Here is a 25,260-nt window from a genome sequence, read left to right on the forward strand (position 1 = left end):
AAAATGACATTCAATTAAAAAAACAACCTATATGGATAACAAATTCAAACCGGAAACCCTGTGCGTACAGGCCGGTTGGCAACCCAAGAAAGGAGAACCCCGTGTCCTCCCGATCTATCAAAGCACGACATTCAAGTATGAGACGAGCGAGCAGATGGCTAAATTGTTCGATTTGGAGGAAAGCGGCTATTTCTATACCCGCCTTCAAAACCCGACAAACGAGGCTGTAGCCGCCAAGATCGCGGCGTTGGAAGGTGGCGTGGCCGCCATGCTGACCTCATCCGGACAGGCCGCTAGCTTTTTCGCTTTCTTCAATATTTGCGAGGCTGGCGATCATATCGTAAGCGCTACCAGCATTTATGGAGGTACTTATAATCTACTGGCCGTTACCTTGAAGAAGCTGGGAATCGAATGCACGTTCGTAGATCAAGATGCGAGCGAGGAAGAGATCTCCAAGGCTTTCCGCCCGAATACGAAGGCGATGTTCGGCGAGATGATCTCCAATCCGGGCGTTATGGTATTGGATGTGGAGAAGTTTGCCCGCATCGCCCATAATCATGGCGTACCCTTGATCGTCGATAATACGTTCGCCACGCCGATCAATTGCCGTCCGTTCGAATGGGGAGCGGATATCGTTACGCACTCCACGACTAAATATATGGATGGCCATGCCACGAGCGTGGGTGGTTGTATCGTGGACAGCGGCAATTTCGATTGGGAAGCGCATGCCGAGAAGTTCCCGGGACTTTGCCAACCGGACCCTTCTTACCACGGATTGACCTATACCAAGGCATTCGGGAAATTAGCGTTCATCACGAAAGCGACTAGCCAACTGATGCGTGACCTCGGAGCGATCCAATCCCCGCAAAACGCATTCCTATTGAATCTGGGATTGGAGACCTTGCATCTTCGTGTACCGCAGCATTGCAAAAACGCCTTGGCGGTAGCGCAGTGGCTACAGAAATGTGATAAGGTAGCTTGGGTTCATTATCCGGAATTGGAAGGCAACCCGTACCATGAACTCGCCAAGAAGTATCTACCGAATGGCTCTTGCGGTGTATTATCCTTCGGATTGAAAGGTGGACGTGAGGTAGCGATCAAGTTTATGGATAGCTTGAAACTCGCCGCTATCGTAACTCACGTAGCGGATGCCCGTACTTGCGTGCTTCACCCGGCCAGTCATACGCACCGCCAGTTGAGCGATGAGCAATTGATAGAGGCTGGCGTGGCTCCGGACTTAATCCGCTTCTCTGTAGGTATCGAGAACGCCGATGATATCATCGCCGATATTGAGCAAGCGCTCAATAAATAAGACATCTATGCCATGCTGATGAAACGCTTGTGCCATCAGTGTGGCACGCCTGTGCCATCAGTGTGGCACGCCTGTGCCATCAGCATGGCACACCTGCATCTACAGCACGGTACTGCTATAAGTTCCTAGATAGGCAGGAATCTCCCCAGACGCGCCACCCAATTTGTCGTAATCCTCCCTAGGCTCGTTACCGGATGTTCCTCACGCAACAAATCCTCACGGAACTCACGAAGAATAAGCCAATCCGCCTGTTTCACCCAATGCCGGAAGACCGAATTCTCCACATGACTTTCCGAAATGGATAATAACACGTCCAGATCAAAACAATCAGCGACAACGCCTGCGCCAGACAAAGAGGCATCGTAAGCATTGCAAGCTTGCTCAATATGTGTAGGAACCATCAATACAGGTTTATTCAGATACATCGCCTCACATACGGATTCGAACCCGGCGGTCGTAGCATAAGCCTTCGCCCCCGACATATAACGTAGAAACAACGTATCATCCAGCTGATGGAAAGAAAGGCAATCATCTATTTTCACCTCGGCTCGCTGATCTTTCTTATCCCAAAAGAAATGCATCGGAACCGAAGGATGACGGGAATGCCAAGAACGGATCTCCTCACTAAACCCGCTATTCAACAAATAACCATGCAAATAACTGCCGTTCGAGGGAACCGCATCCAAGACTTCTTGCCTTAATAAAGGAGGAACCACGACTATTCCTCCCAACGGCGCCTCACGCATCTTCCGAAAAGACAAGGCTAATTTTTTGACGGAGCCTATCGCCGTTAATCTCGTAAAAAACCGTAGCGACGCCAACGACAATGTGCTCTGCTTCGGGAAAACGAAGTCCGGATGCAAGAATAGATATTGATGGGCGATACATACCATCGTTGCTTTCGGACGGAGAATCAAGTAAGTCAGCCCCGTCAATAGCTCGTAGAAGTTCACGACAACATCCGCATCCGTCTGCCGAATCATCCGGTCGATATAACGGATACTTCCCATGTATTTATGCAGACGCAATACATTATATAATACGCTACGCATCAAACTCACTTGTTTATTCTTAGCCGTCGGTAAAAAATTCGGACTTTCAAACGGATATACCGGCGACAGAATCTTATTCAAGAAGAAATCCGGTAAACGGCGGGCCGGACTTTTTCCGACCAACACACCAACGATCTCATGTCCTTCGGCCATCAATTTCTGGCGTAAGGATAACGCTTGGGTCAAGTGCCCACGTCCCTCACCTTGTATGATAAACAGGATTTTCATACGGCATCCGCATATAGTTGTACATTATTATATGTAACAATATCCCACTCTCCTTGTTCATCCTCCACGAGAGCGGTCATGCTTTCCACCCAATCGCCGGAATTTAGATAATGCACATTACCATACCATACGCTCGCCGCTTGGTGAATATGGCCGCAAATAATCCCGTCCAAATGCTTGGCCTCCGCTAAGCGTACCAACTCTTTCTCAAACTCCGAGATATAAGAGACCGCACTTTTCACCCGGTGTTTCACCTCTTGGGATAAAGAGAAATAAGGTTTTCCTTGCCGCTCTCTACGATGATTGTAAACCTTATTCAACCACAATAAAAAAGTATATCCCACATCCCCGAGCATGGCAAGCCAACGCATATGGGTCGTAACCGTATCGAAAATATCGCCATGTGTCACGAAATAGCGTTTTCCTTGTCTCGTCTTCAGTAAATAATCCTTTACGATCGATATATTGGAGAACTTAAAAGGAGCCAAGCTATCGAGAAAATCATCATGGTTCCCCACTACATAGATAATCTCCGTACCCCTTTTCTCCATCATCTTCATCAATACCTTAAAGAAATCGGTATGCTTTTGTTTCCAGCGTTTACCGGATTTCTTCAATTGCCAGCCATCGATGATATCACCATTCAAAATCAATCGATCGCAATCTACGTGCTTGAGAAAACGGGTGACCTCCTCCGTCCGGGAATGTTCCGATCCCAAATGGATGTCAGAGAGGACAATAGTCGGATAGTACTTTCTTAATATCATCTTTTCCTTGTTTAAGATGATACAAAAGAACACTTTCGGTATTACAAGTTCACGACAACCTAATGAAAAAGACATAACAAAAAGGCCAGCTCTTCACAAAGCCGGCCTTTTCTCGTTTAACTTTAAATATTAAAAAATTATGATGACATTTTACTTTACCTATTCTTCTGATTGAGTAGCCTCGTAAGCCTTTAACAACTTCTCTTGTACATCGGCAGGAACTAACTCGTAACTAGCGAACTTCATCGTAAAGGAAGCACGTCCGCCCGTAATGGAGCTTAGTGAAGTAGAATAGTTAGACATCTCTTTCAAAGGAACTTTCGCCAATAGTTTCTCAAATCCCTTCTCGCTATTCATACCCATAATCAAGGCACGGCGTCCTTGCAAGTCACTCATCACATCTCCCAGATAATCAGCAGGAACGGAAACCTCGACATCGTAAACAGGCTCCAAGATCTTAGGGCCAGCCTCCTTGAAAGCGGTACTGAACGCATTGCGTCCGGCAAGCATGAAAGAGATTTCATTACTGTCTACCGGGTGCATCTTACCATCGTATACGCAAATACGCACATCGCGAGCATACGAACCCGTCAACGGCCCTTGCTCCATACGAGCCATGATACCTTTTAGGATAGCCGGCAAGAAACGAGCGTCGATAGCACCACCAACGATACAGTTTACGAACACGACTTTACCACCCCAATCCAAATCAATTATTTGAGTATCACGAACATTCATCTTATACTCCTGTCCGCCGAAACGGTAGGTATCCGGAGCAGGCATACCTTCATAATAAGGCTCGATAATCAAGTGAACTTCACCGAACTGGCCTGCGCCACCAGATTGTTTCTTATGGCGGTAATCCGCACGGGCCGCTTTCGTAATCGTCTCACGATACGGGATCTTCGGCTCCAGATATTCGATCGGCAATTTATCATTATTCTCGATTCTCCATTTCAATGTACGAAGATGGAACTCACCTTGACCGGAAACGATTGTCTGCTTCAATTCCTTGGACTGCTCGATTACCCATGTCGGGTCTTCCTCGCGCATACGTATCAAGATTTCCATCATCTTCTCGGCGTCAGCCTCATTCACCGGCTTGATAGCACGACGATATTTCGGATCCGGATATTTAATGAAGTCGAAACGATAATCACAACCCTTTCCGTTCAATGTATTACCACGGCGAACATCCTTTAACTTAACGGTCGCTCCAATATCACCCGCCACCATTTCCGTAACCGGGGTACGAGTTTGTCCGGCTACCGCAAATAACTGTGCGATACGCTCCTTGGAACCACGATCGGCATTCATCAAATCGTCACCTTCTTTTACTTTTCCTGATATCACTTTAAAATAGGAAACCTGACCAATATGAGGTTCCACGGTAGTCTTGAAGAAGAACAAGCTAGTAGGACCATTCGAGTCCGGAGTCACCTCTACGCCTTCCGTAGTAATCAGACGAGGCATCTTGTCGGTACAAGGAACCACGTTACCCAAGAACTCCAACGTACGACGAACACACATATCACGACCGGCACATACGCAGAATACCGGGAACATACCGCAAGTAACCAAGCCCGCACGGATACCGGCACGCATATCATCCTCGCTCAAGGCACCTTCCTCAAAGAATTTCTCCATCAAAGTATCATCGTTCTCAGCGGCGGCTTCCACCAAGGCTTGATGCAACTCCATCGCCTTATCCATTTCCTCGGCGGGGATTTCCAATACATCAGGAACTCCACCTTCCGGTTTCCAACGATACATCTTCATTTTTAATACATCCACCACGGCATTGAAAGAAGAGCCGCAGCTAATCGGATATTGGATCGGAACGATCTTACTGCCCCAACGGTCTTTCAACTGGGCGATGGTTCCCTCATAGTCGGCTTTATCATTATCAAGCTGATTGACAACAAAAATCACCGGTTTATGAAATTGTTCAGTATACCGGAACTGGTTAATGGTTCCAACCTCAACACCGTACTGGGCATTCAATACCATCAGTGCCGTATCCGTGACATTCAGAGCGGAAACAGCTCCTCCAACGAAATCATCAGAACCCGGACAATCGATGAAATTCAGCTTCCGATCCTGCCACTCAACACTGAAAACGGTTGAGAAAACTGAGTATCCATACTCTTTCTCAACCGGGAAATAATCGGACACCGTATTTCCTGCCTCAACGGAGCCGCGGCGTTTTATAACTCCACCCTCGTAAAGCATAGCTTCAGCGAGAGTGGTTTTCCCAGAGCCCGAACTTCCCAAGATAGAGATGTTCTTAATTTCATTTGTTTGGTATACTTTCATGATATCAGGATTTATTTGAGTTTAACAATACGTTTATTTGGCGTGAATCACTTTCACGAGGGCGCAAATTAGAGATTGTAAAGGAAAAAAGCAATTATCGCCCGGTGTTTGAGAACTATGTTGTGCAGCAGCAAGGTTTTTTGAAATTTAAATTATATCTTTGTGTAAAGATATAATTGTGTCCATACAGATGGCAGGTTTATACATCCACGTTCCTTTTTGCGCCAAGCGGTGTTTATACTGTGACTTTTTTTCCAATACGGAGATGAAGTATAAAGAGCCGTATATAAACGCACTTATAAAAGAGATGGAATTGCGGAAGGGATATATAGGAAACGAAGCATTAGAAACCATTTACTTCGGGGGAGGCACCCCCTCTCAATTAGACGAGAAGGATTTTGGCAAGATATTCGAGGCTATCTATCGTCATTTTGATGTAGCCGAGCAAATGGAGATTACCTTAGAGGCGAATCCGGATGACATGAAACGAGAATATGTATCGCTTCTCCGTAATTATCCTTTTAACCGGGTCAGTATGGGTGTACAGAGTTTTCATCCGGAAGATTTGCGTTTTCTGAATCGTCGCCATGACCGGCAACAAGCGATTAAAGCAGTAGAACTATGCAAGGAATATGGGATTACAAATATCAGTATCGATTTGATCTACGGACTCCCCAACCAAACGCAGCAAGCATGGGAAGAGAATTTGCGACAAGCGATCCGGTTGGATGTTCCCCATCTTTCCGCCTACCACCTCATTTACGAGGAAGGTACCGCACTTTACAAATTGCTGGAAGCGGGAAAAGTGACCCCCATAAACGAGGAGTTAAGCGTCTCGTTCTTTTCCACATTAATAGATCGGTTGGCAGAAGCAGGCTATTTGCATTACGAGATATCTAATTTCACCCGTCCCGGGTTCTTCTCCAAGCACAATAGCTCCTACTGGACCGGAAAGAAATATCTGGGGCTCGGTCCTTCCGCCCATTCTTATAACGGAATAGACCGGGAATGGAATCCATCTTCTCTACCTATATATATAGACGGTATAGAAAATGGGCATCCGACAATAGAATCCGAGGATTTAGACCTATGCACCCGGTACAACGACTTCATCATCACCGGCCTTCGAACCATGTGGGGAGTCTCTTTCGCTGATATCCAGACAAAATTTGGCAGGAAGCTCCTTTCTTATTGTCAAAAGCAAGCTCAACCCCATATCAACCAAGGTCTCTTATTACAAACCGATGACAAATTGATTTTATCCAAGTCAGGAATCTTCGTTTCCGACGGAATCATGAGTGATCTACTTTGGGTATAAAAATTAACAAAACCACCACTTTCGCCAACAAACCTGTTAGTTAAAAGTACATTTCCTGCACATTTTCACGATTTTTGAGAAATAAAACGACGCATATTAAAAAACTATTACATATATTTGCAGCATCAAAAACAGCAAACAGTGCCATATTTGTATATAATATCAGGTTGCAACGGAGCAGGAAAAACAACAGCTTCCTTCACGATTTTACCAGAAATGCTAAAATGTAGGGAGTTTGTTAACTCAGACGAGATAGCCAAGGGACTTTCCCCTTTTAATGCAGACAGTATAGCCGTCGCCGTTGAAGCTAGTCGTATTATGTATAAGCGGATAAAGGAACTCATCGGTGCTGGTGAGACTTTCGCAATGGAAACTACGCTGGCCACCCGTTCAGTCGCAAACCTGATACGGGAAGCACAAAGGGAAGGTTATTATGTTACATTGCTTTACTTCTGGCTGAATACGCCGGATCTAGCCGTGGAACGTGTAAAAATGAGGGTAGCCGCCGGAGGTCACAATATTCCGGAAGCAACGATACGGCGTCGGTATGAGGCCGGTATCCACAATTTATTTGAGCTATACCTTCCTATTAGTGACTATTGGATGATAACTGATAATTCGATGTCTCCCATGGAAGTGATCGCCAAGGGATTCAAGAATGATAAAAGGGAAGTGTATAATCTAGATATTTTTACAAAACTTGAACATCATGAATGAGCAAGAAGTTAGAGAATTCGAAGAGAATATAGTAAAAGGTGCAAATATAGCTTTTCAGCGTTTGGTGAATCAGAAGAAGAAGGAAGACGGAGAGTTGGTATTCTCTCGTAACGGTCATATCTTCAGAGTCAAAGCTGTTGATCTTGACAAGATTTATTAAGTTATAGATATACATATACAAAAAGAGGAGACGTATCTTTCAGGGATATGTCTCCTCTTTTTGGCTTTATAGAAAAAGGAACTTAGGTTCATGGGCGAAGTATGTTAACATACTTCGGCATTTCAGTTAACATACTTCGCCCACGAAGTTAACTTACTTCTCTATCTTGAGAATTCCATCTCGTTCAATAAATAACCGGCTCCGGCATATTTATCGATTACGAATAGGACATAACGGATATCTACGATAATACTGCGTTGATAATCGGGCAGATATTGGATATCCCCTCCTACTCCTTCCCAGTTACGGTCGAAATTGATACCGATTAACTCTCCTTGTCCATTCAATACCGGACTACCGGAGTTCCCTCCCGTTGTATGGGTCGTAGCACAGAAGGCAACCGGCATTTTACCGTTAGGCATCTTATAAGGGCCAAAGTCTCCTGCTTGATATAATTCCTTCAAACGAGCAGAAACCACAAATTCCCAATTCGTAGAATCCTCCTTCTCCATGACGCCGTCTAAAGTGGTTTGATGACCATAATAATCGCAATCACGAGGACTGTAACCTTTCACCTGCCCATAAGTCAGACGAAGCGTAGAGTTCGCGTCCGGAAAACTAGCCAAGTCTCCATACATCGCTAAAAGTCCTTTCACATACGCACGATGGGCGATCGCATATCCGGCATCAAAATCAGCCAAAGCCTTATCTAACGCCTTTTTCTCATCCTTTACGGATTGCGCGAACAGAATCATCGGATCTTCTCTCAAAGTTTTGACAGACGGGTGCTCCTTGAACGCATTAAAGTTCTTCTCGCTACCATAGATCGATTTATCAAACAGATAATCTACGAATTTATCCACATCCCCCTTAAACTTGCTATCGATTACGGAAAAATAAGCCGGCTGCGACTTCGGAGCGACCAAACGCCTATATTCCTTTAACATGACTTTCGCTATCTTCTTATCAACCATCGGCGCATAATCCTTATCAGCAAAACGGTGGAAAGCCCTCTCCAATTGAGTGACCTGTTTTTGCTGCTCGGAACGATCTTTCCCCTCCAAAGCCTCACAAACAGTCTCGATATCGGTCGGAACTTTGGAGAACTCGATGCCACGGCTCAATGCCTCATCCAACATCCAACTACGGAAACGCAAATCCTTACGATCATTAACGATCTGCTCCAATGTCAGAAGCGCTTCCGGATAAGCAGGCTCACACATCTTCTTCGACCAAGCGATCAAACGATCCTGCTCATCGTTTTTCACCTGCTCAAAATTACGTTTGTTGATCGCCCAGTTACTACCGATCGCATTCTTATAAGCGTTCGTAGAACCTGCATACTTACTAGCGTATTGAATCCGAACTTGCGGATCTTTCAACATTTCTTCCAGCATCGCCTCTTGACGGAGATTACGGATATTAATACGTACCGCATTATCTATATCCCGACGTTCAGCTACCTCCCATGAGGTATAGTATTTATTGGTACGGCCGGGGAACCCCATGATCATGGCATAATCGTTCTCCTCCACACCTTTTAAAGAAAGCTTTAGCCAACGTTTCGGACGAAGCGGGACATTGGTTTCCGAATAAGGTGCCGGATTTCCGTTCGCGTCGGCATACACACGGAAAAGAGAGAAGTCTCCGGTATGGCGAGGCCACATCCAGTTATCCGTATCCGCCCCGAACTTACCGATAGAGGAAGGGGGAGCACCGACTAAACGGACATCCGAATAGATCTTCTTGGTAAACATATAGTACTTATTACCTCCATAAAAAGCCTTGATCTCGACTTCCGTACCGGGGTTATCCTGTAAGAACTTCTCACCTACTTTCGCTTTAGCGAGGCCATTCAAGTACTTAGCGGACAAGAATTCCATGCTGTTCGGATCCGTGATCTTTTTCAGTTCCGTCCTCACATAATCCGTCACGTCGTCGATCTTATCGATAAAAGTAACCGTCAATCCCGGATTCGGAAGCTCCTTATCACGAGACATCGCCCAAAAGCCGTCCGTCAGATAATCATGTTCCAAGGTACTATGCCGTTGGATGCTACTATAACCACAATGATGATTCGTCAGCACCAACCCGTCCGGAGAGATCATCTCGCCCGTACAACCACCGCCAAAACGAACCACGGCGTCTTTCAAGGAAGGAGCCTCGGCGCTATACACTTCCTGATCGCTTAATCGCAGACCAAGGGCCTGCATCTCCGCAAACTTTTGTTGCTTCAATAAAGGGAGCAGCCACATGCCCTCATCGGCCAAGACCGGAAACGCCAATATAGCGGCCGCTACAGATAAAAAGAGTTTCTTCATGTATTTGAACTATTAAAAGGATGTTTTGTCAACATTGAATTATAATAACGGCGATCTCCACTTACCTCCTTACCAAGCCAAGCCGGTTTCTCAAAAGGCTCGTCCTCAGACGATAACTCGATCTCCGCAAGGATCAACCCTTCATTCGCTCCGTGGAAAACATCGACTTCCCACGTATGGCTGCCTCTGGGAACCAGATAACGAACCTTGTCGATCGCACCCGGCTCGCAAAGTTCCAACAACCGCTCGGCATCCACCAGAGGAATCTTTTGTTCGAACTCATAACGGCTCAAGCCTTTCTCATCCGAAGCGCCTTTGATCGTTAGGAATCCCTCCTCTCCCCGGATACGAATACGAACCGTACGTCCGGGCTGTGAGCAAATATATCCCTGCACGATACGGGTGGAGCTAACAGCCTCCGGTAAGAAATCACCGGAGACCAAGAATTTCCGTTCTATCTCAATGGCCATGTTTCGAGGTATCAGCCTTAATCGTTACCATCGTCGCACCAAAGCCATATTCGCGGAAAGAAGCGTCTTGAAAATAATGTTGCTTATAATGGGTCTTCAAATCCTTCTCGATCGCCTTACGCAGTACACCATCGCCTTTTCCATGGATAAAGACAATCTTCTGTCCGTTATTAAGAGCGTACTGATCCATCACCTCACGGAATTTTCCCAACTGGTACGTCAGCATATCCGCATTGCTCAATCCATTCGTATTATCCAACAATTCGGTTATATGCAAATCGATCTCAAGGATAGCGCTATTCGTCGGCTTCTTTTTCACGATTTGCCGGGGAACCCTACGTTCCTCACGAACCTTTTGCTGCATAGCTTCCTTCAACTCCGCCGCAGAGACCAATAGTTCTCTCTCGGGCAAGTCATTGCGGATAATCGGATAAATCAAGGCATCCTCCTCAAAGAAATCATTCTCCATAAAGCAGTGAAGCTTGTAGAACTTAACCGTATCCAAGCGCAACTCTACAGATACGGCGTTTTTCAACGAATAGGGTTTATCCTTCTTGAAAGCGATCAGTTGCACGCAGATCCTTTCCAGATCATTCAACTCCGGCTTACCGAACTCCTCTAGGAATATTTTCGTATTCGGCTCAATAATCCCGTTATAACGACTTGTCCAGCTATTATTCGTTCGGTTCATATAATTGAAGAACAAATAGTAATTGCTATCATTCACGAAATACGTCTCATAGCCACATTGCTGAAACGCCTTCGGATCGACCGGGAGATAAGCCAGATACACATTCAGACGCTCTCCCTCCGGTGTCTCCTCGACCTTTTCCTCTTTGGGTTCAGGCTTCTTTGGGGAAGGAGTCTCTACCGGAGCCTGTACTTTCGGGCGATTCGAGCTATGCACTTGCATATCATTGCCCCCAACCACGACACATTCCTTGATCAAGGCAGGAACCTCAAACCCATCCTCATCCTCAACCAACACTTGGTCCTTTCCACGGAATCCACGTACGACTCCACCTCCCACACTATTCAGGAAGCGAACTTTATCACCTATTTGAATACTCATATTCTATACCTTATTATATTATGCGCACAAAATTAGGGAATAATCCGCGAATCCGAAACCTATTTACTACTTTTGCACTCGGAATCCGTACAAACGGATGTTTTTTTAACAGGACAGAAGAAGTAATGAAGACACAAGAAATACGTATCGAAGATTATAACTATTCGTTACCGGACGAACGAATCGCGAAGTTTCCATTGCCTAAAAGGGATGAGTCCAAACTTTTACTCTACCGTAACGGGGAAATAAGCGAAAGTATCTTTAAGCATATCACGGATTATCTTCCCCAAAACAGCTTGATGGTATTCAATAATACCCGGGTCATACAAGCCCGCCTACTTTTCCAGAAAGAGACCGGCGCACGCATCGAGATTTTCTGCTTAGAGCCCATCGAGCCTCATGATTACGCCTTGATTTTTCAAGAGACCCGACGCTGTAGCTGGACTTGCTTGGTTGGCAACCTTAAGAAATGGAAAGAAGGCACTTTATCCAAAACGATCTTCATTAAGGATCAACCGGTCGTGCTGACAGCGGATAAGAAAAAGTCTCATGGTGACACACATTTGATCGAATTCACATGGGATAACGAGACTTATACATTCGCCGATATCTTGGATGCCGCCGGGGTCTTGCCGATTCCTCCTTATTTACACAGAGAAACAGAGAAGAGCGACCTACAGACCTATCAAACGGTTTATTCTAAGATAAAAGGCTCCGTCGCCGCACCGACCGCCGGACTTCATTTCACTTCGGAAGTACTTGCCGATATAGATGCTCGGGGCATCGGGCGGGAAGAAGTCACCTTGCATGTCGGAGCGGGTACCTTTAAACCGGTAAAAAGCGACACGATCGAAGGGCACGAGATGCACACGGAATTTATCTCCGTCCGCCGCAGTTCCATCGAACGTATCAAAAGCAACCTTGGAAATATCATCGCCGTAGGAACGACTTCCGTACGGACCTTGGAAAGTCTCTATTACATGGGCGTGATCCTAGATAATAACCCCGAAGCGACTTCCGAAGATCTCGTCGTAAAACAATGGATGCCTTACGACATGAATAACAACCGGCTGACAGCGGAGCGTTCCCTTCAAAACATCCTCGATTATCTGGATAAGCATGATGCGGATACGCTGGTAACGGCTACACAAATCATCATCGCCCCGGGCTATGAGTTCAAGATCGTAAAAGGAATCGTCACCAACTTCCACCAGCCCAAAAGCACCTTGCTCTTGCTGATCTCCGCTTTCGTAAAAGGAAACTGGAAATCCATCTATGAGTATGCCTTAGAGCACGATTTCAGGTTTCTAAGTTATGGGGATAGTTCCTTGTTAATATAGATGCATGTAAAATACGAGCCGAATGGTGAACAGTTAAAATATCTATTCGGCTCTCATTAACCACTCTGTAAACAATCCGGTAATGATTCATCCGGATAAGCTCTCTTATAGTCGTATCTTGAAACTCCGGAACCATACGCCCGGCCAAAGGAAAACGTTCTAAAACATCTACCGCCGCAAACAATCCACTTACAACTCGGGAGGCATACGAGGTATAACTCTTCTTCTCAATATAATCTCCAATTTCATTAAGGTTTTGGATCGCAAAATCAGTCCATTTTACTTCAACCATTTCGCTAATTTATTCCGGCATTCCAATTTGGTTAACACTTTTCCTTCTTCTGATTCTTTTATTCCAATACAGACCTTATCGACAAAAGACATCTTATCGACAAGCTGGTCCATAGAAAAATGCTCCGGTAATCCTTCCATAGCCATAGCAACTTTTGACTTACTTAATAGATTCATCTGAATAGGTTTCGTTTTCTACAAAGGTAACTGTTTTCTTTCAACATACAATAAGATCCCATACAATTCGTTATATTTGCACGAATATATTCCAGATTGAATGAAAGCGCATTTTACTATATATGTTTTATTTTTGCTTATCGTATCTTCCTTGTATTCCTGCAAATCGGCGAAGTTGAGCGATGCCGAGGAGAAGCAGCGTATCGGGGAATACTATGAGGCAGCCGCCATTTATCGTAAAGTTTACACGAAAACATCCCCGAAGAAAAGGGATTTGCGCGGCTATATCGCTTACCGTATGGCCGAATGTAACCGGTTGATCAATAATACGGCGAAAGCGACTAGTGCCTATATGAACGCCATCCGCTATGATTACCCCGATAGTACCGTCTACCTACGCATGGGACAGATGTTACAGAAGACCGGACGTTATCCGGAAGCGATCAAGAACTACGATATCTATATGGAGAACGATCCTAGCAATTTATTAGCCATCAACGGCATACAAGGATGCGAGCTGGCTCCCGGATGGAAAAAGAACCCTACCCGCTACGAGGTAAGGCGCATGGACAAATTCAATTCTCGCCGAGGAGAATTCAGTCCGATGCTGGCCGGAGATAAATACGACCAACTATACTTCGCCTCCTCCCGCTCGAAAGACAAGGACGCGAAAGTCAGCGCCATCACCGGGCAAAATAACAATAACCTCTTCCTTGTCAAGCAAGACGAGAAAGGGGCTTGGCTGGCTCCCGTAGAGCTCGAAGACGAGGTGAATACGGAATACGACGAAGGAACCCCCTCTTTCTCCCCCGATGGAAACACGATGTATTATACCTATTGCGCCCAAGATCCGGAAGGCCCTCGTACCGCCGAGATTTACATATCTACCCGAAGCAGCGCCAAATGGGGAAAAGGAACCCGTGCGACAATCGTAAAAGACTCGGTTACCGCCCTCGGCCATCCCTCCATCTCGCCGGACGGCAAATACTTGTATTTTGTATCCGACGCCGTAGGCGGTTTCGGCGGCAAGGATATTTTCCGTGCCCGGGTAGCGGGAAACGATTTCGGCCCGATGGAGAACCTAGGAGAAGAGATCAACACGCCGGGAGACGAGATGTTCCCGTATGTCCGGGATTCCGTCACCCTTTATTTCGCGTCCAACGGGCATCCGGGAATGGGCGGTCTCGATCTGTTCAAGGCCACGCAAGACAGTACGGGGAAGTGGAATGTCGAGAACCTAGGAGCCCCCATCAATTCTATGGGAGACGATTTCGGTATCACCTTCGCCGGAAAAGAGGAACGGGGCTTCTTCTGCTCCAACCGCAACGACGCACGGGGCTATGACCATATCTATTCCTTTGAACTGCCGACGATCACCATCTTCATCGAAGGAATCGTAAACGATGTCGATGAATATCCGATCGAGGACGCTACCGTACGCATCGTCGGAAAAGACGGACTGAACGTGAAAGTCCCGGTCAAGAAAGACGGTACCTATCGTGTCGAGTTGGAACGGGACATCCGTTATGTCATGATGGCCAGCGCCCGTGGTTACCTCAACCAGAATTATGAATTGCATACCGGCCCCGAGGAGAAAAACGAGACATATATCGTGGATTTCTTCCTCTCTCCGATCAGCAAGCCGGTTGTTATCGATAACATTTTCTACGATTTCGATAAAGCGACCCTTCGTCCGGAATCCAAGAAAGCTTTGGACGAGATGATCAAGATGCTGAACGATAACCCGAACGTAACGATCGAACTGGGTGCCCACACGGACCGGAAAGGTACGGACCAGTATAACGAGCGTTTGGCTCAACGCCGTGCGCAATCGGTCGTGGATTACCTAATAGCGGGAGGTATCGAGGCGGCTCGTCTGGAAGCGAAAGGATATGGAGAAAGCGTTCCCAAGACGATCAACAAGAAGATGGCTAAACAATTCGATTTCTTGAAAGAAGGCGATGTGCTTACCGAGGAATTCATCCTTGCCCTGCCGCCGGAACAGCAAGAGATCGCCGACCAGATCAACCGCAGAACGGAATTCAAGGTCTTACGTACAAACTATAACTTATTTTGAGGGAGCAAAGAGCGTGATCTCCTTAAAAGAGACCGGCCAATCGATCGCACTCATCAGCACATCGAAGGACAGGCGTTGCTGATAAGAGACCGAGGACTCCCTTGAATACAAGTCATGAGCTACCAAACCGATCATCATCTTAACCTTATAATGCAATTCCTTGGATAGTACCAAGCAGGCAAGTACACTCAAATCTCTCGCTTCTTCCCAATCCCGATCCGCAAAACACATCTCCCTTTGAAGTGCCGGATAATGACGAGTCCGCATGATCAGATCCGGATCACGGACCTCACACGCACCTTCCACTACATCCAATAATATACGACAGACAGCCAAACGTTGCTTTTTAATTACCTCCATATACGTTTCCCTCAAACCGGACCGTTCACCTTGTTCGGTATTTCTATATGCTACAAAAAAGAAGCGTGGGAACTGTTAATCTACTATTCGAAACTGAGGCATCGCCAAACACCCATCGGACAAATAATAAACAACAGCCCACGCCTTATTACGTATACTATTAGGCAGTATATATAACAAGCGTGAGCGTTTAGTTGCCTATTATCTCTGTCCGACTTGAAACTTGGCGATTTTCAGTTCCAAAGATAATATCTTAAACGCTTATCGTAATCACACTTTGATTCATAAACCCTTGAATTTCCACAAGAGTTTACTTTATCGATACAAATATAACGCTTTTTCTCATACATCATATGGATTTATTTTTCTCTTTTAAAATCTATTGGGAAAAGATAGCGTATACTCTCTAGCGATAAATTCTTCCACTATAAACAAGATGCTTCCGTGAGTAAAAAAGAGAAGCGCATATACATACTATTCAATGTATATGCGCCTCCACCATTATTTGGATATTTCCAAATCCGGAACTTTCTTCCTTATTTACTCTACCGAGAACTTATAAATACACTCACTCGTATATTTCTCGCCCGGACGTAGGATGACACTCGGGAAAGAAGGTTGGTTCGGGCTATCCGGGTAATGTTGAGTCTCCAGACATAGAGCGCCACGATGTGGGTAAACCACACCTAACTTGCCTTTATCACCCGCTTTCGTCATTGAGTTGCCGGCATAGAATTGAAGACCCGGCTCGTTGGTGTAAACTTCCATAACGATACCGCTTGTCGGAGATACAACTTTAGCGGCTACCTTATTGATATCGCCGGCGGCGTTCAAAATCCAGTTATGATCGTAACCACCACCATAAACCAATTGCGTAAACGGATTGTCGATATCAGCGCCTACCACTACCGATTTGCGAAGATCCATCGGCGTGCCTTCCACGGGTTCGATACCGGTCGGGATCAAAGTCTCGTCCACCGGATTATATGTATCCGCGTCGATCATGATCGTATGATCCATGATTTGCGAGCCGGGAACACCGGAAAGATTAAAATAACTATGGTTCGTCAAATTCACGACAGTAGGTTTATCCGTCGTCGCCTCGTATTTAATATCAACGGCGTTATCATCCGTCAGCTTATAGATCACCTTGATATCCAGATTACCGGGGAAACCTGCCTCACCGTCTTTCGATAGATAAGTCAACTCCAAGGTTTGGTCATCGATCTGTTTCGCGTCCCAAACTACCGCGTGATATCCTTTCGGACCTCCATGCAAGCAATGCCCGTTATTATTCTGCGGAAGTTGATACTCCGTTCCGTCCAACGTAAACTTACCATTCGCGATACGGTTGCCATAACGTCCGATCAAGGCACCATAATTCATGTCCGGGTTCGCCACGTATTGCGCGATATTATCATACCCAAGCACAACATCCGTCATCTTACCGTTCTTATCAGGTACCATCACGGAAACCAAGCGTCCGCCCCAATTCGTTACGCAAGCCTCAGCCCCTTTCTTATTCTTCAACACATACAAAGCAGTCGGCTTACCATCTACCTCAGATACAAAATCCGACTTCATCAAACCAGAAAGAGTGGCCTCTTCCGTAGCCGCCCCCTTCTCATTCTTACCTCCGCATGACAATAACATACACATTGCCATGACCGCAAAACAAAGTTTTTTCATCTCTTTCCTTTAAAATTAATAAATGTTATTCTTCGGGCAAAGATACGCATTCTATCCACATGAGGTCCAATATCCTTACGCATTTTCTCGGGAATCCTTACCGATTTCCTCCCGAAGTACTACACTCTTCCTCTTGACATCTTAATCATCCACCAATTGGTAGATGATCATGCAACAGCCGTTGGAAGATCATGCAACAGTTGGTAGATGATCGTCCAACAGCTGATAAATATGCTAGACCTTCATACAAATCCCCTAATACCTCCCGAAGAAACAGCCAAGGATACAGGAAGAAACCGTTTGAATCCTCAACCGATTTCATATTTTGACCCGTTATTCTAGTATAATACGATTCACTTTTGTACATTTGCACACTATTGTAATAAGTGAGTAATGAAACAATATTTAGAGCTGCTCAATAGAGTGCTTACCGAGGGAGTTAGAAAAGAAGACCGGACGGGTACGGGAACGATCAGCGTATTCGGTCATCAGATGCGGTTCAATCTGGAAGAGGGATTCCCGCTACTCACTACCAAGAAGCTGCATCTGAAGTCTATCATCTACGAATTGTTATGGTTCCTGAATGGAGATACCAACGTAAAATATCTGCAAGATCATGGCGTACGCATCTGGAACGAGTGGGCCGACGCGGATGGTAGCCTTGGGCATATATACGGTTACCAATGGCGGTCATGGCCGGATTATAAAGGAGGATCTATCGACCAGATCACCGAGGCCGTGGAGACGATCAAGCATAACCCGGATTCACGACGAATCATTGTAAGCGCATGGAACGTGGCGGACTTAGACAACATGAACCTGCCTCCTTGCCACGCTTTCTTCCAGTTTTACGTGGCGAACGGACGGTTGAGCCTACAATTGTATCAACGTAGCGCGGATATTTTCCTTGGCGTTCCGTTCAACATTGCCTCCTATGCCTTGTTATTACAAATGATGGCACAAGCTACCGGCCTTAAAGCGGGAGATTTTGTTCATACGTTGGGAGACGCCCATATCTACAGCAACCATTTGGAGCAAGTTAAGTTACAATTGACACGTGAGCCACGTGCGTTGCCCCGTATGGAGATCAACCCGGACGTAAAGAGCATCTTCGATTTTAAGTTCGAGGATTTCAATTTGACCGGATACGACCCACATCCCCACATCAAGGGAGAAGTGGCCGTCTGAGAATTGGCAGTTGACGATGGACAGTTGACAGTTAATTCATAAATCATAAATTACAAATCATAAATCAATAAGTCTATGAGTACAATTTCTATCATCGCAGCAATCGCAGATAAAAGCGCGATCGGAAAGAATCAGCAATTATTATGTCACATGCCTTCAGACATGAAGCGTTTCAAGGAATTAACCACGGGACATGCGGTAATCATGGGACGTAAGACATTCGAGTCTCTCCCTGTAGCGCCACTGCCCAATCGGAAGAATGTCGTATTGACGACTATGCCCGAAGCTGGTTTCGTGAATTGTTTCGCTTGCGAGTCTATGGGGGCCGCTCTGGATTTATGTGAGAAAGAGGACGAGATATTCATCATTGGCGGCGCGTTGGTCTACAGACAGGCTTTGAGAATAGCCGACAAAATGTATATTACCCGCATCCATCATGAGTTTCCCGACGCTACCTCGTTCTTTCCCGTCGTAAACTGGGACCTTTGGGAAGAGACTGAACGTGAGGAGTATCCCGCAGACGAGAAGAACCCTTACCCCTACACCTACATCACCTACGTGCGCAAAAAATAAACATTAACGTACGTTTTACAACTTTTTGCTCTTTCTTTGTATCTATATAGGAAAGGTTTATTGTTAAACTTATAAAACCCAAAAGATATGAAGATAAGAGCAATTATTTTATCTGCCCTGATACTTTGCGGCATCTCGGCGGTTATTATGTATAGCCGGGCCGCCCAGCCTCAACAAAAAAGTTCTGTTATCACGCAAGCTATAAACGATAAGAATACCCCTATGGTGATCAAGAATCTTATCCTTAAAATGAAAGAACAGATGGAGGTAAACGATGATCAGTTCCCGGAACTGATCAAGGAGGTGGAGAATTACACCAACAGTTGCGCCGACTCGGCTTCCGTGGCGGTATTACATTCCATGCTGGCGGAGATGTATCAGAATTACTACCAACGGAACCAGTGGACCATCAACCAAAGAACCCAATTAAGCGGTTATATCCCGGAGGATATCCGGGTATGGACTTCCAACTTATTCACGGATAAGATCAAGGAAGAGATCGATTTATCATTGCGACCTACGGCCTTATTGCAAAATACGCCTGTCAGCAAGTTCAAGGATATTCTGGAGATCGGAAAGGACTCGCAAACCCTGCGTCCGACCCTCTATGAGTTCCTTGCCTTCCGGGCACTGGACATCCAACCGACCGTACAGATCTATAAAGACTTGATCGCCTTTCAAAATAAGGAGCCGAATATGAAATCGGTCCTCCTTACGGAATTGGATTACCTACGATTCCTTTACGGGGATAAAAGGGATAAAGAGTCTTTTGAGGCTTACATGAACGCATTGGATGAGCTTTACAGGAACTTAGCTTCTCAAAACTATGCAGCCGAGATCTTAATCGCCAAATTGGATTTGGTTAGCGGCAGTATGTTTCGTTACGTCTCTACCCAATGGGATTCTATCAAAGCGGAAGAGGTGAAACTATGCGAGGAGGGTATCAAGCGGTATTCCGGTTACCCTCGCACGGCTATCTTAAAGAATCGCTTGGCGCAATTGGAACAACCTACTTTATCCGCATCTACAAACAATACGGTTTATCCGGGACAGCAACTGGGGATCAAGCTGGAATATAAGAATGTACAGAAAGTCATCGTACAAATCTATCGAAGCTCGAAAACACCTTTACAAGCGGCAGCCCATACATCCGCAAAAAAATCAAGTGGCAGCACCTTGGGACAACTCGTAAATGAGAAGACATTCTCTTTGCTACTGCCCAACACCTATTCGCAGCAAAATACGACCTTACATATATCTATGGATCAACCGGGATTGTATGAATGTGTCGTAACCGTACCCGGACAACAGCTAAAGACGATCAATACGGTTAGCGTAACCCGATTGGCCGCGATCTATCGTAATCTTTCCGGTAATAAACAAGAGGTCATGGTTACCGACTATCTTAGCGGGAAGCCTGTTGATGGGGCTATCGTTACCTATTACGGAGGTCAGCGTCGTAGCTTGCAAGAACTGGGTACCGTCAAGACAGACCGGGAAGGCTTGGCCACGCTTCCGGCGAACAGTCAAGTATTGGCGTTCCAAGCCAGCAGACCGGGAGATACCAACGCTATGTTGACAAATATCTACCCGATGGGTTCCGGTCGCAGACCGGAAAAGAACCCGGTAGAAGTCTCGATCTTTACGGACCGTGGACTTTACCGTCCGGGACAAACCATTTTCTTCAAAGGTCTCGCCTACGTAAAAGACTCGAACGACCCGCATGCCGTGGCCGGACAGACTTTTACGGTGACTTTGTATGACGCTAACGGGAAAGAGCTAGCCCAGAAGAAATTCACGACTAATGACTTCGGTTCTTTTAACGGCGAGTTCTCCATCCCCAAACAGACCCTAAGCGGCGTCTTCCGGTTAAGTACCGGACAGATGAGCGTATATATTCATGTAGAGGAATACAAACGCCCGACTTTCCAAGCGTACTTCCTCCCGATCAAGGGCGATATCGCTTTCGGCGATTCCGTTACCATACAAGGCAAGGCGGCTACATTTTCCGGCGTGTCACTGCCCAGCGGCGATGTCACTTGGCGTATTACACGCAGGCCCTTCCTGTTGTGGAAGTATTTCCGTCCGAGCGCTCCGACACAGGTAGCGGAAGGTAGCGCCACTCTTTCCGGCGATGGGACATTCCACGTATCTTTCCGTCCCCAAAAAGAGGAAGATCCGAATCCATACGCTTCCGCATACCAGACCTACGAGGTATCGGCTACCGTAACCGATAGCAAGGGAGAGACCCAAGAGGCGAATTACACCTTCTCGGTAGGAGAATCCAGTATCGTCTTATTCACGAACCTACCGCCACAAATCGAGAAAGACTCGGTAAAAGCCGTAGTCGAAGCCCGGACAATCAATGGGGAGATGGTTTCCACCTCCGGTACTTTCAAGATCGTAGAACTGATCGCGAACCGATCCGATAAGAACAGCGGAGAGAGCTATAAAGAAGGCAAGCAAGTAGCTTCCGGTAGCTTTACCAGTGGCAAGGAGATCAGTCCGGCTATTTTCAACCCATTGCCCTCCGGACGTTATCGCATTTTAGTAGAAGCCAAAGATAGCCAAGGACGGCAGAGTAAGAACCAGTCCGATTTCATCCTATACGGAAAGAACGACAAGCGTCCTCCCGTATTTACCCATACTTGGCTGCTGAAAGAGAAGACAACTTGTTTACCCGGGGAGGAGGCGGAGATCGTATTCGGCACCTCCGACAAGGACGCCTACGTACTCTATGAATGGTTTGCCGGAAATAACCGCATCCATCACGAGTTGATAAAGCTAAGCGACGCGAACCATCGGTTTAAGATCCCGTTCAAGCCGGAATATGGAGAGGGAATCATCGTATCCTTTACGTTCGTAAAAGAGGGTGAGCTATATATTACCCAAGTACCCGTAGAGCTTCAGCTACCCAACCGGCAATTAACCATCAAGCCGATAACCTTCCGGGATCGTTTACTTCCGGGAAGTAAAGAGAGCTGGAAATTCCGTATCACCGACGCGGACTCCACGATCGTATCCGCCGAGGTACTGGCCAGCATGTACGATGCCTCACTAGATAAAATCATACCGTTCAATTGGTATTTCTCCCCGCAGCGAACGATCCTGCTACAAGCTCCCCGTTTCTCAACCGGAGCCGGATTCCAGCGTAGTTATCAATATGACCAGACAGAGGCCAAGTATATAAAAGTACCTCAATATCAGTATGACCGTTTAAATTGGTTCGGTCTATTCAATGAGATTGTCATACGAGGATACGGCTCCAGCAACCGGGCTTTCGCCACGGGAGGTATCATGTTGAAATCCGCGGCAGCCCCAGTAGTGGCGGAATCCATGAACATCATGGAAGACAGCGCCGTGTTAGAAGAGCCTAGTGTGGAATCTACGGAAGGGGAACCCGTGTTCAGCCTATCCGATCCTTTCGCCAAAGAGAGCAGCCAGCCGATAAGTCCGGAGCAAATCCGGCAGAACTTCGCGGAAACCGCCTTCTTCTACCCGACCTTACAAACGAACGAGGAAGGAGACATATTCGTAAATTTCACCCTGCCGGAAAGTAATACGACTTGGAAACTACAGCTATTGGCCAACACCCAAGACCTGAAATACGGTCTGTTAACGAAAGAGGTCATCAGCAGCAAGCCTTTGATGGTTTTACCGAATCTGCCTCGTTTCGTCCGCCAAGGGGATGAGGTCAGCATCAGCACGCAAGTCATCAACAATTCCAAGGAAGCGGTATCCGGCCGTGTACGCATCGAACTATTCGATCCCGCTACAGACCAACCGATTATCTGCTTGAGCAAGTCACAACGTCCGTTTGAGTTGCAACCGGATAGCATCGCTACTGTAAGCTGGATAATCCCGGTCCCCAAACAGATCAGCCTGCTGGGCGTACGTATCCTAGCCGACTCTGAAAAGGGAAGCGACGGGGAGCAGCAGATCGTACCGGTTCTTTCCAATCAATTGCTTATCACGGAAAGTACCCCGTTCTATTTGCTCAAGGAAGGAGAGAAACAAATCCGTATCTCCGGGAACTCGGAGGGAGCGACACCGTTCCGTCTCACGCTGGAGATGACCGGGAATCCGATTTGGTACGCGGTACAGGCATTACCGACGATCACACAGCCGAACAATGATAATATCTTATCTTGGTTTGCCGCTTATTACAGCAATACGTTGGCTTCCTATATCGCCCAAGCCCATCCCCGCATCCAGAAAGTGATCAACCAATGGACCGCTCAAGGAGGGAATGCCTCTACTCTCTATTCAAACTTGGAAAAGAACCAAGAGCTGAAGAACATACTCTTGGAGGAGACGCCTTGGGTACTAGCCGCCGATAACGAGACAGAGCAAAAACAACGCTTGTCTTTATTGTTCGACCTAAACCGTGCGGACGGATTACGGGAAGCGGCCTTGCAACAACTGATCCAACAACAGAACGAAGAGGGTGGATGGAGCTGGTTCAAAGGTTTCCCCGCAAGCCGTGCGATCACTCTTTCTATCCTGAAAGGTATGTCACAGCTTGTACAGCTAAACGCGATCCAATATGGGCAAGCGGAGAAAGAGATGCAAATGAAGGCCCTCAAGTTCTTGGACAAAAGTATGCAAACGGATTATGAGAACTTGCTGAAATACGATAAGAAATGGCAAAACGCATGGCCCTCGCCGGAGCAGGTAGAGTTCTTATTCGTCCGCAGTTCCTACCGGGATATCCCGGAACTGGGAGACGCCCGGGAAGCGATCCGTTTCTATACGAATCAAGCGGAGAAGCACTGGAATCAATATTCCTTAATCAGTAAGGGCGAAATCGCCTTGTTAATGCATCGAAACGGTAAAAAGGAGGTATCGACAGCGATCCTGACATGGCTAAAGAAGACCGCTACGATCTCCGAGGAGAAAGGTATGTATTGGGCAAACAACCGCAGGGGGAGTGATTATTTCACCTCACCGATCGACACGCATTGCTTATTAATGTCCGTCTTTAACGAGATCGCACCGGATACCCAGCATACAAACCGGATGAAACAATGGCTGCTAAACCAGAAACGTACACAAAACTGGGAATCCGTACCCGCCACGGTAAACGCCATTTACGCCTTGCTACTCACGGGTAGCGATTGGCTGAACACGCAAAACACCTGTGTAGCGACATGGGACGGCAAGACCTATAGTACCGCGGAAGGGGAAATCGCTACCGGTTACCTCAAAACGATACTTCCGAACGAGCCGGCAAATAGTTCCGCCAACCCCGTGCTCTCGATCCGCAAGGAAGGAAACACTCCGGCATGGGGAGCTGTTTACGAGCAATACTTCCAAGAGATCGACAAGGTAAAAGGACAAAAAGGGGTGTTGAGTGTCGAGAAGAAATTATTCGTCGAGACCAATAACGGTACCAACCGCCAAATCCGCCCCGTAACACCGGAGCAGCCGCTCCGCATCGGAGACAAGGTAATCGTTCGGCTAACGATCCGGACAGACCGTGAAATGAATTACGTATTCTTGAAAGATCTACGTGCGGGCTGCTTCGAACCGGCCGATCAACTTTCCGGCCCGGAATCAAGAGACGGTATCTGGTATTACAGATCCCCGAAAGACGTGTCCGAGAATTTCTTCATCAATCGTCTGCCGGAAGGTACGTTTGTCTTGGAATATCCGGTCTACGTATCCCGTAGCGGCGAATACGCCGGAGGTATCAGTACGATTCAATGTATGTACGCCCCGGAATTCGTGTCGCACACCGCCGGAGAAAGCTTGCGGATCATGCCCTAAACAAGCCTTTTCTTACAATGCCCGTTCTAACCTCCTTACAATGCCCAGTATAAGGAGGTTAGA

At 46.6% G+C, this 25,260-nt stretch carries 19 protein-coding genes; 9 read left to right on the forward strand and 10 right to left on the reverse strand.

Annotated elements, in window-relative coordinates:
• Positions 1-31 precede the first annotated feature (31 nt).
• On the forward strand, positions 32-1,312 hold the full coding sequence (locus tag CI959_RS03880) for an O-acetylhomoserine aminocarboxypropyltransferase/cysteine synthase family protein (protein WP_008779363.1): 1,281 nt from the start codon (positions 32-34) through the stop codon (positions 1,310-1,312).
• 125 nt (positions 1,313-1,437) lie between these two features.
• On the opposite strand, the gene CI959_RS03885 is transcribed toward CI959_RS03880, so the two are convergent.
• The 3 genes from CI959_RS03885 to CI959_RS03895 all read right to left on the reverse strand — a co-directional run bounded on the left by CI959_RS03885 (position 1,438) and on the right by CI959_RS03895 (position 5,675).
• Positions 1,438-2,592 (reverse strand): glycosyltransferase family protein, encoded by a 1,155-nt coding sequence (locus CI959_RS03885; RefSeq protein ID WP_008779362.1) that lies wholly within the window; start codon positions 2,590-2,592, stop codon positions 1,438-1,440.
• On the reverse strand, positions 2,589-3,359 hold the full coding sequence (locus CI959_RS03890; RefSeq protein WP_005868472.1) for a UDP-2,3-diacylglucosamine diphosphatase: 771 nt from the start codon (positions 3,357-3,359) through the stop codon (positions 2,589-2,591). The genes CI959_RS03885 and CI959_RS03890 overlap by 4 nt, the downstream gene beginning before the upstream one ends.
• A 159-nt stretch (positions 3,360-3,518) precedes the next feature.
• Positions 3,519-5,675, reverse strand: coding sequence for a translation factor GTPase family protein (locus CI959_RS03895; RefSeq protein ID WP_057316733.1), 2,157 nt, complete (start codon positions 5,673-5,675; stop codon positions 3,519-3,521).
• A 190-nt stretch (positions 5,676-5,865) separates the two neighbouring features.
• Between CI959_RS03895 and hemW the strand changes: the two genes are divergently transcribed.
• From hemW to CI959_RS21470, 3 genes are all read left to right on the forward strand, one after another.
• Positions 5,866-6,993, forward strand: coding sequence for a radical SAM family heme chaperone HemW (gene hemW, locus CI959_RS03900; RefSeq protein WP_008779361.1), 1,128 nt, complete (start codon positions 5,866-5,868; stop codon positions 6,991-6,993).
• A 117-nt stretch (positions 6,994-7,110) separates the two neighbouring features.
• On the forward strand, positions 7,111-7,710 hold the full coding sequence (locus tag CI959_RS03905; protein WP_005858862.1) for a zeta toxin family protein: 600 nt from the start codon (positions 7,111-7,113) through the stop codon (positions 7,708-7,710).
• Positions 7,703-7,870 carry a hypothetical protein gene (locus CI959_RS21470; protein ID WP_005858864.1) on the forward strand — a complete coding sequence of 56 codons (168 nt, stop codon included), beginning with the start codon at positions 7,703-7,705 and terminating at the stop codon, positions 7,868-7,870. Before CI959_RS03905 ends, CI959_RS21470 begins: the two co-directional genes overlap by 8 nt.
• Before the next feature lie 161 nt (positions 7,871-8,031).
• On the opposite strand, the gene CI959_RS03910 is transcribed toward CI959_RS21470, so the two are convergent.
• From CI959_RS03910 to CI959_RS03920, 3 genes are read right to left on the reverse strand one after another with little or no spacing between them, the layout of a single operon-like run.
• The gene (locus tag CI959_RS03910; RefSeq protein WP_005858866.1) at positions 8,032-10,191 is read right to left on the reverse strand and encodes a S46 family peptidase; all 2,160 of its coding nucleotides are present in this window, start codon (positions 10,189-10,191) and stop codon (positions 8,032-8,034) included.
• Complete coding sequence (locus CI959_RS03915; protein WP_005858868.1) at positions 10,188-10,661, reverse strand: CYTH domain-containing protein; 474 nt, start codon at positions 10,659-10,661, stop codon at positions 10,188-10,190. Before CI959_RS03915 ends, CI959_RS03910 begins: the two co-directional genes overlap by 4 nt.
• Positions 10,651-11,733, reverse strand: a complete 1,083-nt coding sequence (locus CI959_RS03920) for a DUF2027 domain-containing protein (RefSeq protein ID WP_005858870.1) — start codon at positions 11,731-11,733, stop codon at positions 10,651-10,653. The genes CI959_RS03915 and CI959_RS03920 overlap by 11 nt, the downstream gene beginning before the upstream one ends.
• Before the next feature lie 125 nt (positions 11,734-11,858).
• Between CI959_RS03920 and CI959_RS03925 the strand changes: the two genes are divergently transcribed.
• Positions 11,859-13,073 (forward strand): S-adenosylmethionine:tRNA ribosyltransferase-isomerase, encoded by a 1,215-nt coding sequence (locus CI959_RS03925; RefSeq protein ID WP_008779359.1) that lies wholly within the window; start codon positions 11,859-11,861, stop codon positions 13,071-13,073.
• On the opposite strand, the gene CI959_RS03930 is transcribed toward CI959_RS03925, so the two are convergent.
• A complete protein-coding gene (locus CI959_RS03930; protein ID WP_005858874.1) occupies positions 13,033-13,365 on the reverse strand; it encodes a type II toxin-antitoxin system RelE/ParE family toxin in 333 nt (110 codons plus the stop codon). The two genes, CI959_RS03925 and CI959_RS03930, sit on opposite strands and share 41 nt — an antisense overlap.
• Entirely contained in the window at positions 13,353-13,541 is a 189-nt protein-coding gene (locus CI959_RS03935) for a hypothetical protein (RefSeq protein ID WP_005858876.1), read from the reverse strand. The genes CI959_RS03930 and CI959_RS03935 overlap by 13 nt, the downstream gene beginning before the upstream one ends.
• A gap of 100 nt (positions 13,542-13,641) precedes the next feature.
• Between CI959_RS03935 and CI959_RS03940 the strand changes: the two genes are divergently transcribed.
• Positions 13,642-15,618, forward strand: coding sequence for an OmpA family protein (locus tag CI959_RS03940; RefSeq protein ID WP_008779358.1), 1,977 nt, complete (start codon positions 13,642-13,644; stop codon positions 15,616-15,618).
• Here CI959_RS03940 and CI959_RS03945 read toward each other — a convergent pair.
• Entirely contained in the window at positions 15,610-15,978 is a 369-nt protein-coding gene (locus CI959_RS03945) for a hypothetical protein (protein WP_005858880.1), read from the reverse strand. The two genes, CI959_RS03940 and CI959_RS03945, sit on opposite strands and share 9 nt — an antisense overlap.
• A 540-nt stretch (positions 15,979-16,518) precedes the next feature.
• Positions 16,519-17,667 (reverse strand): aldose epimerase family protein, encoded by a 1,149-nt coding sequence (locus CI959_RS03950; RefSeq protein ID WP_008779357.1) that lies wholly within the window; start codon positions 17,665-17,667, stop codon positions 16,519-16,521.
• Between the two features lie 393 nt (positions 17,668-18,060).
• On the opposite strand from CI959_RS03950, the gene CI959_RS03955 reads away from it, so the two are divergent.
• The 3 genes from CI959_RS03955 to CI959_RS03965 all read left to right on the forward strand — a co-directional run bounded on the left by CI959_RS03955 (position 18,061) and on the right by CI959_RS03965 (position 25,197).
• A complete protein-coding gene (locus CI959_RS03955; RefSeq protein WP_005858887.1) occupies positions 18,061-18,855 on the forward strand; it encodes a thymidylate synthase in 795 nt (264 codons plus the stop codon).
• A gap of 75 nt (positions 18,856-18,930) precedes the next feature.
• Positions 18,931-19,428: a dihydrofolate reductase gene (locus CI959_RS03960; protein ID WP_005858889.1), complete on the forward strand. Its 498-nt coding sequence runs from the start codon at positions 18,931-18,933 to the stop codon at positions 19,426-19,428.
• Positions 19,429-19,515: 87 nt separating this feature from the next.
• Positions 19,516-25,197, forward strand: coding sequence for an alpha-2-macroglobulin (locus tag CI959_RS03965; RefSeq protein WP_057316731.1), 5,682 nt, complete (start codon positions 19,516-19,518; stop codon positions 25,195-25,197).
• The last annotated feature ends 63 nt before the right edge of the window (positions 25,198-25,260 follow it).

It is taken from the genome of Parabacteroides sp. AT13 (assembly GCF_002272965.1).
GTDB classification, from domain to species: Bacteria; Bacteroidota; Bacteroidia; order Bacteroidales; family Tannerellaceae; genus Parabacteroides; species Parabacteroides distasonis.

What these genes read in the sequence shown, in the direction of transcription:
- CI959_RS03880 (WP_008779363.1), top strand. Translation starts at nt 32, where the DNA reads ATGGATAACAAATTCAAACCGGAAACCCTGTGCGTACAGGCCGGTTGG.
- CI959_RS03885 (WP_008779362.1), bottom strand. Translation starts at nt 2,592, where the DNA reads ATGAAAATCCTGTTTATCATACAAGGTGAGGGACGTGGGCACTTGACC.
- CI959_RS03890 (WP_005868472.1), bottom strand. Translation starts at nt 3,359, where the DNA reads ATGATATTAAGAAAGTACTATCCGACTATTGTCCTCTCTGACATCCAT.
- CI959_RS03895 (WP_057316733.1), bottom strand. Translation starts at nt 5,675, where the DNA reads ATGAAAGTATACCAAACAAATGAAATTAAGAACATCTCTATCTTGGGA.
- hemW (WP_008779361.1), top strand. Translation starts at nt 5,866, where the DNA reads ATGGCAGGTTTATACATCCACGTTCCTTTTTGCGCCAAGCGGTGTTTA.
- CI959_RS21470 (WP_005858864.1), top strand. Translation starts at nt 7,703, where the DNA reads ATGAATGAGCAAGAAGTTAGAGAATTCGAAGAGAATATAGTAAAAGGT.
- CI959_RS03910 (WP_005858866.1), bottom strand. Translation starts at nt 10,191, where the DNA reads ATGAAGAAACTCTTTTTATCTGTAGCGGCCGCTATATTGGCGTTTCCG.
- CI959_RS03915 (WP_005858868.1), bottom strand. Translation starts at nt 10,661, where the DNA reads ATGGCCATTGAGATAGAACGGAAATTCTTGGTCTCCGGTGATTTCTTA.
- CI959_RS03920 (WP_005858870.1), bottom strand. Translation starts at nt 11,733, where the DNA reads ATGAGTATTCAAATAGGTGATAAAGTTCGCTTCCTGAATAGTGTGGGA.
- CI959_RS03925 (WP_008779359.1), top strand. Translation starts at nt 11,859, where the DNA reads ATGAAGACACAAGAAATACGTATCGAAGATTATAACTATTCGTTACCG.
- CI959_RS03930 (WP_005858874.1), bottom strand. Translation starts at nt 13,365, where the DNA reads ATGGTTGAAGTAAAATGGACTGATTTTGCGATCCAAAACCTTAATGAA.
- CI959_RS03935 (WP_005858876.1), bottom strand. Translation starts at nt 13,541, where the DNA reads ATGAATCTATTAAGTAAGTCAAAAGTTGCTATGGCTATGGAAGGATTA.
- CI959_RS03940 (WP_008779358.1), top strand. Translation starts at nt 13,642, where the DNA reads ATGAAAGCGCATTTTACTATATATGTTTTATTTTTGCTTATCGTATCT.
- CI959_RS03945 (WP_005858880.1), bottom strand. Translation starts at nt 15,978, where the DNA reads ATGGAGGTAATTAAAAAGCAACGTTTGGCTGTCTGTCGTATATTATTG.
- CI959_RS03950 (WP_008779357.1), bottom strand. Translation starts at nt 17,667, where the DNA reads ATGAAAAAACTTTGTTTTGCGGTCATGGCAATGTGTATGTTATTGTCA.
- CI959_RS03955 (WP_005858887.1), top strand. Translation starts at nt 18,061, where the DNA reads ATGAAACAATATTTAGAGCTGCTCAATAGAGTGCTTACCGAGGGAGTT.
- CI959_RS03960 (WP_005858889.1), top strand. Translation starts at nt 18,931, where the DNA reads ATGAGTACAATTTCTATCATCGCAGCAATCGCAGATAAAAGCGCGATC.
- CI959_RS03965 (WP_057316731.1), top strand. Translation starts at nt 19,516, where the DNA reads ATGAAGATAAGAGCAATTATTTTATCTGCCCTGATACTTTGCGGCATC.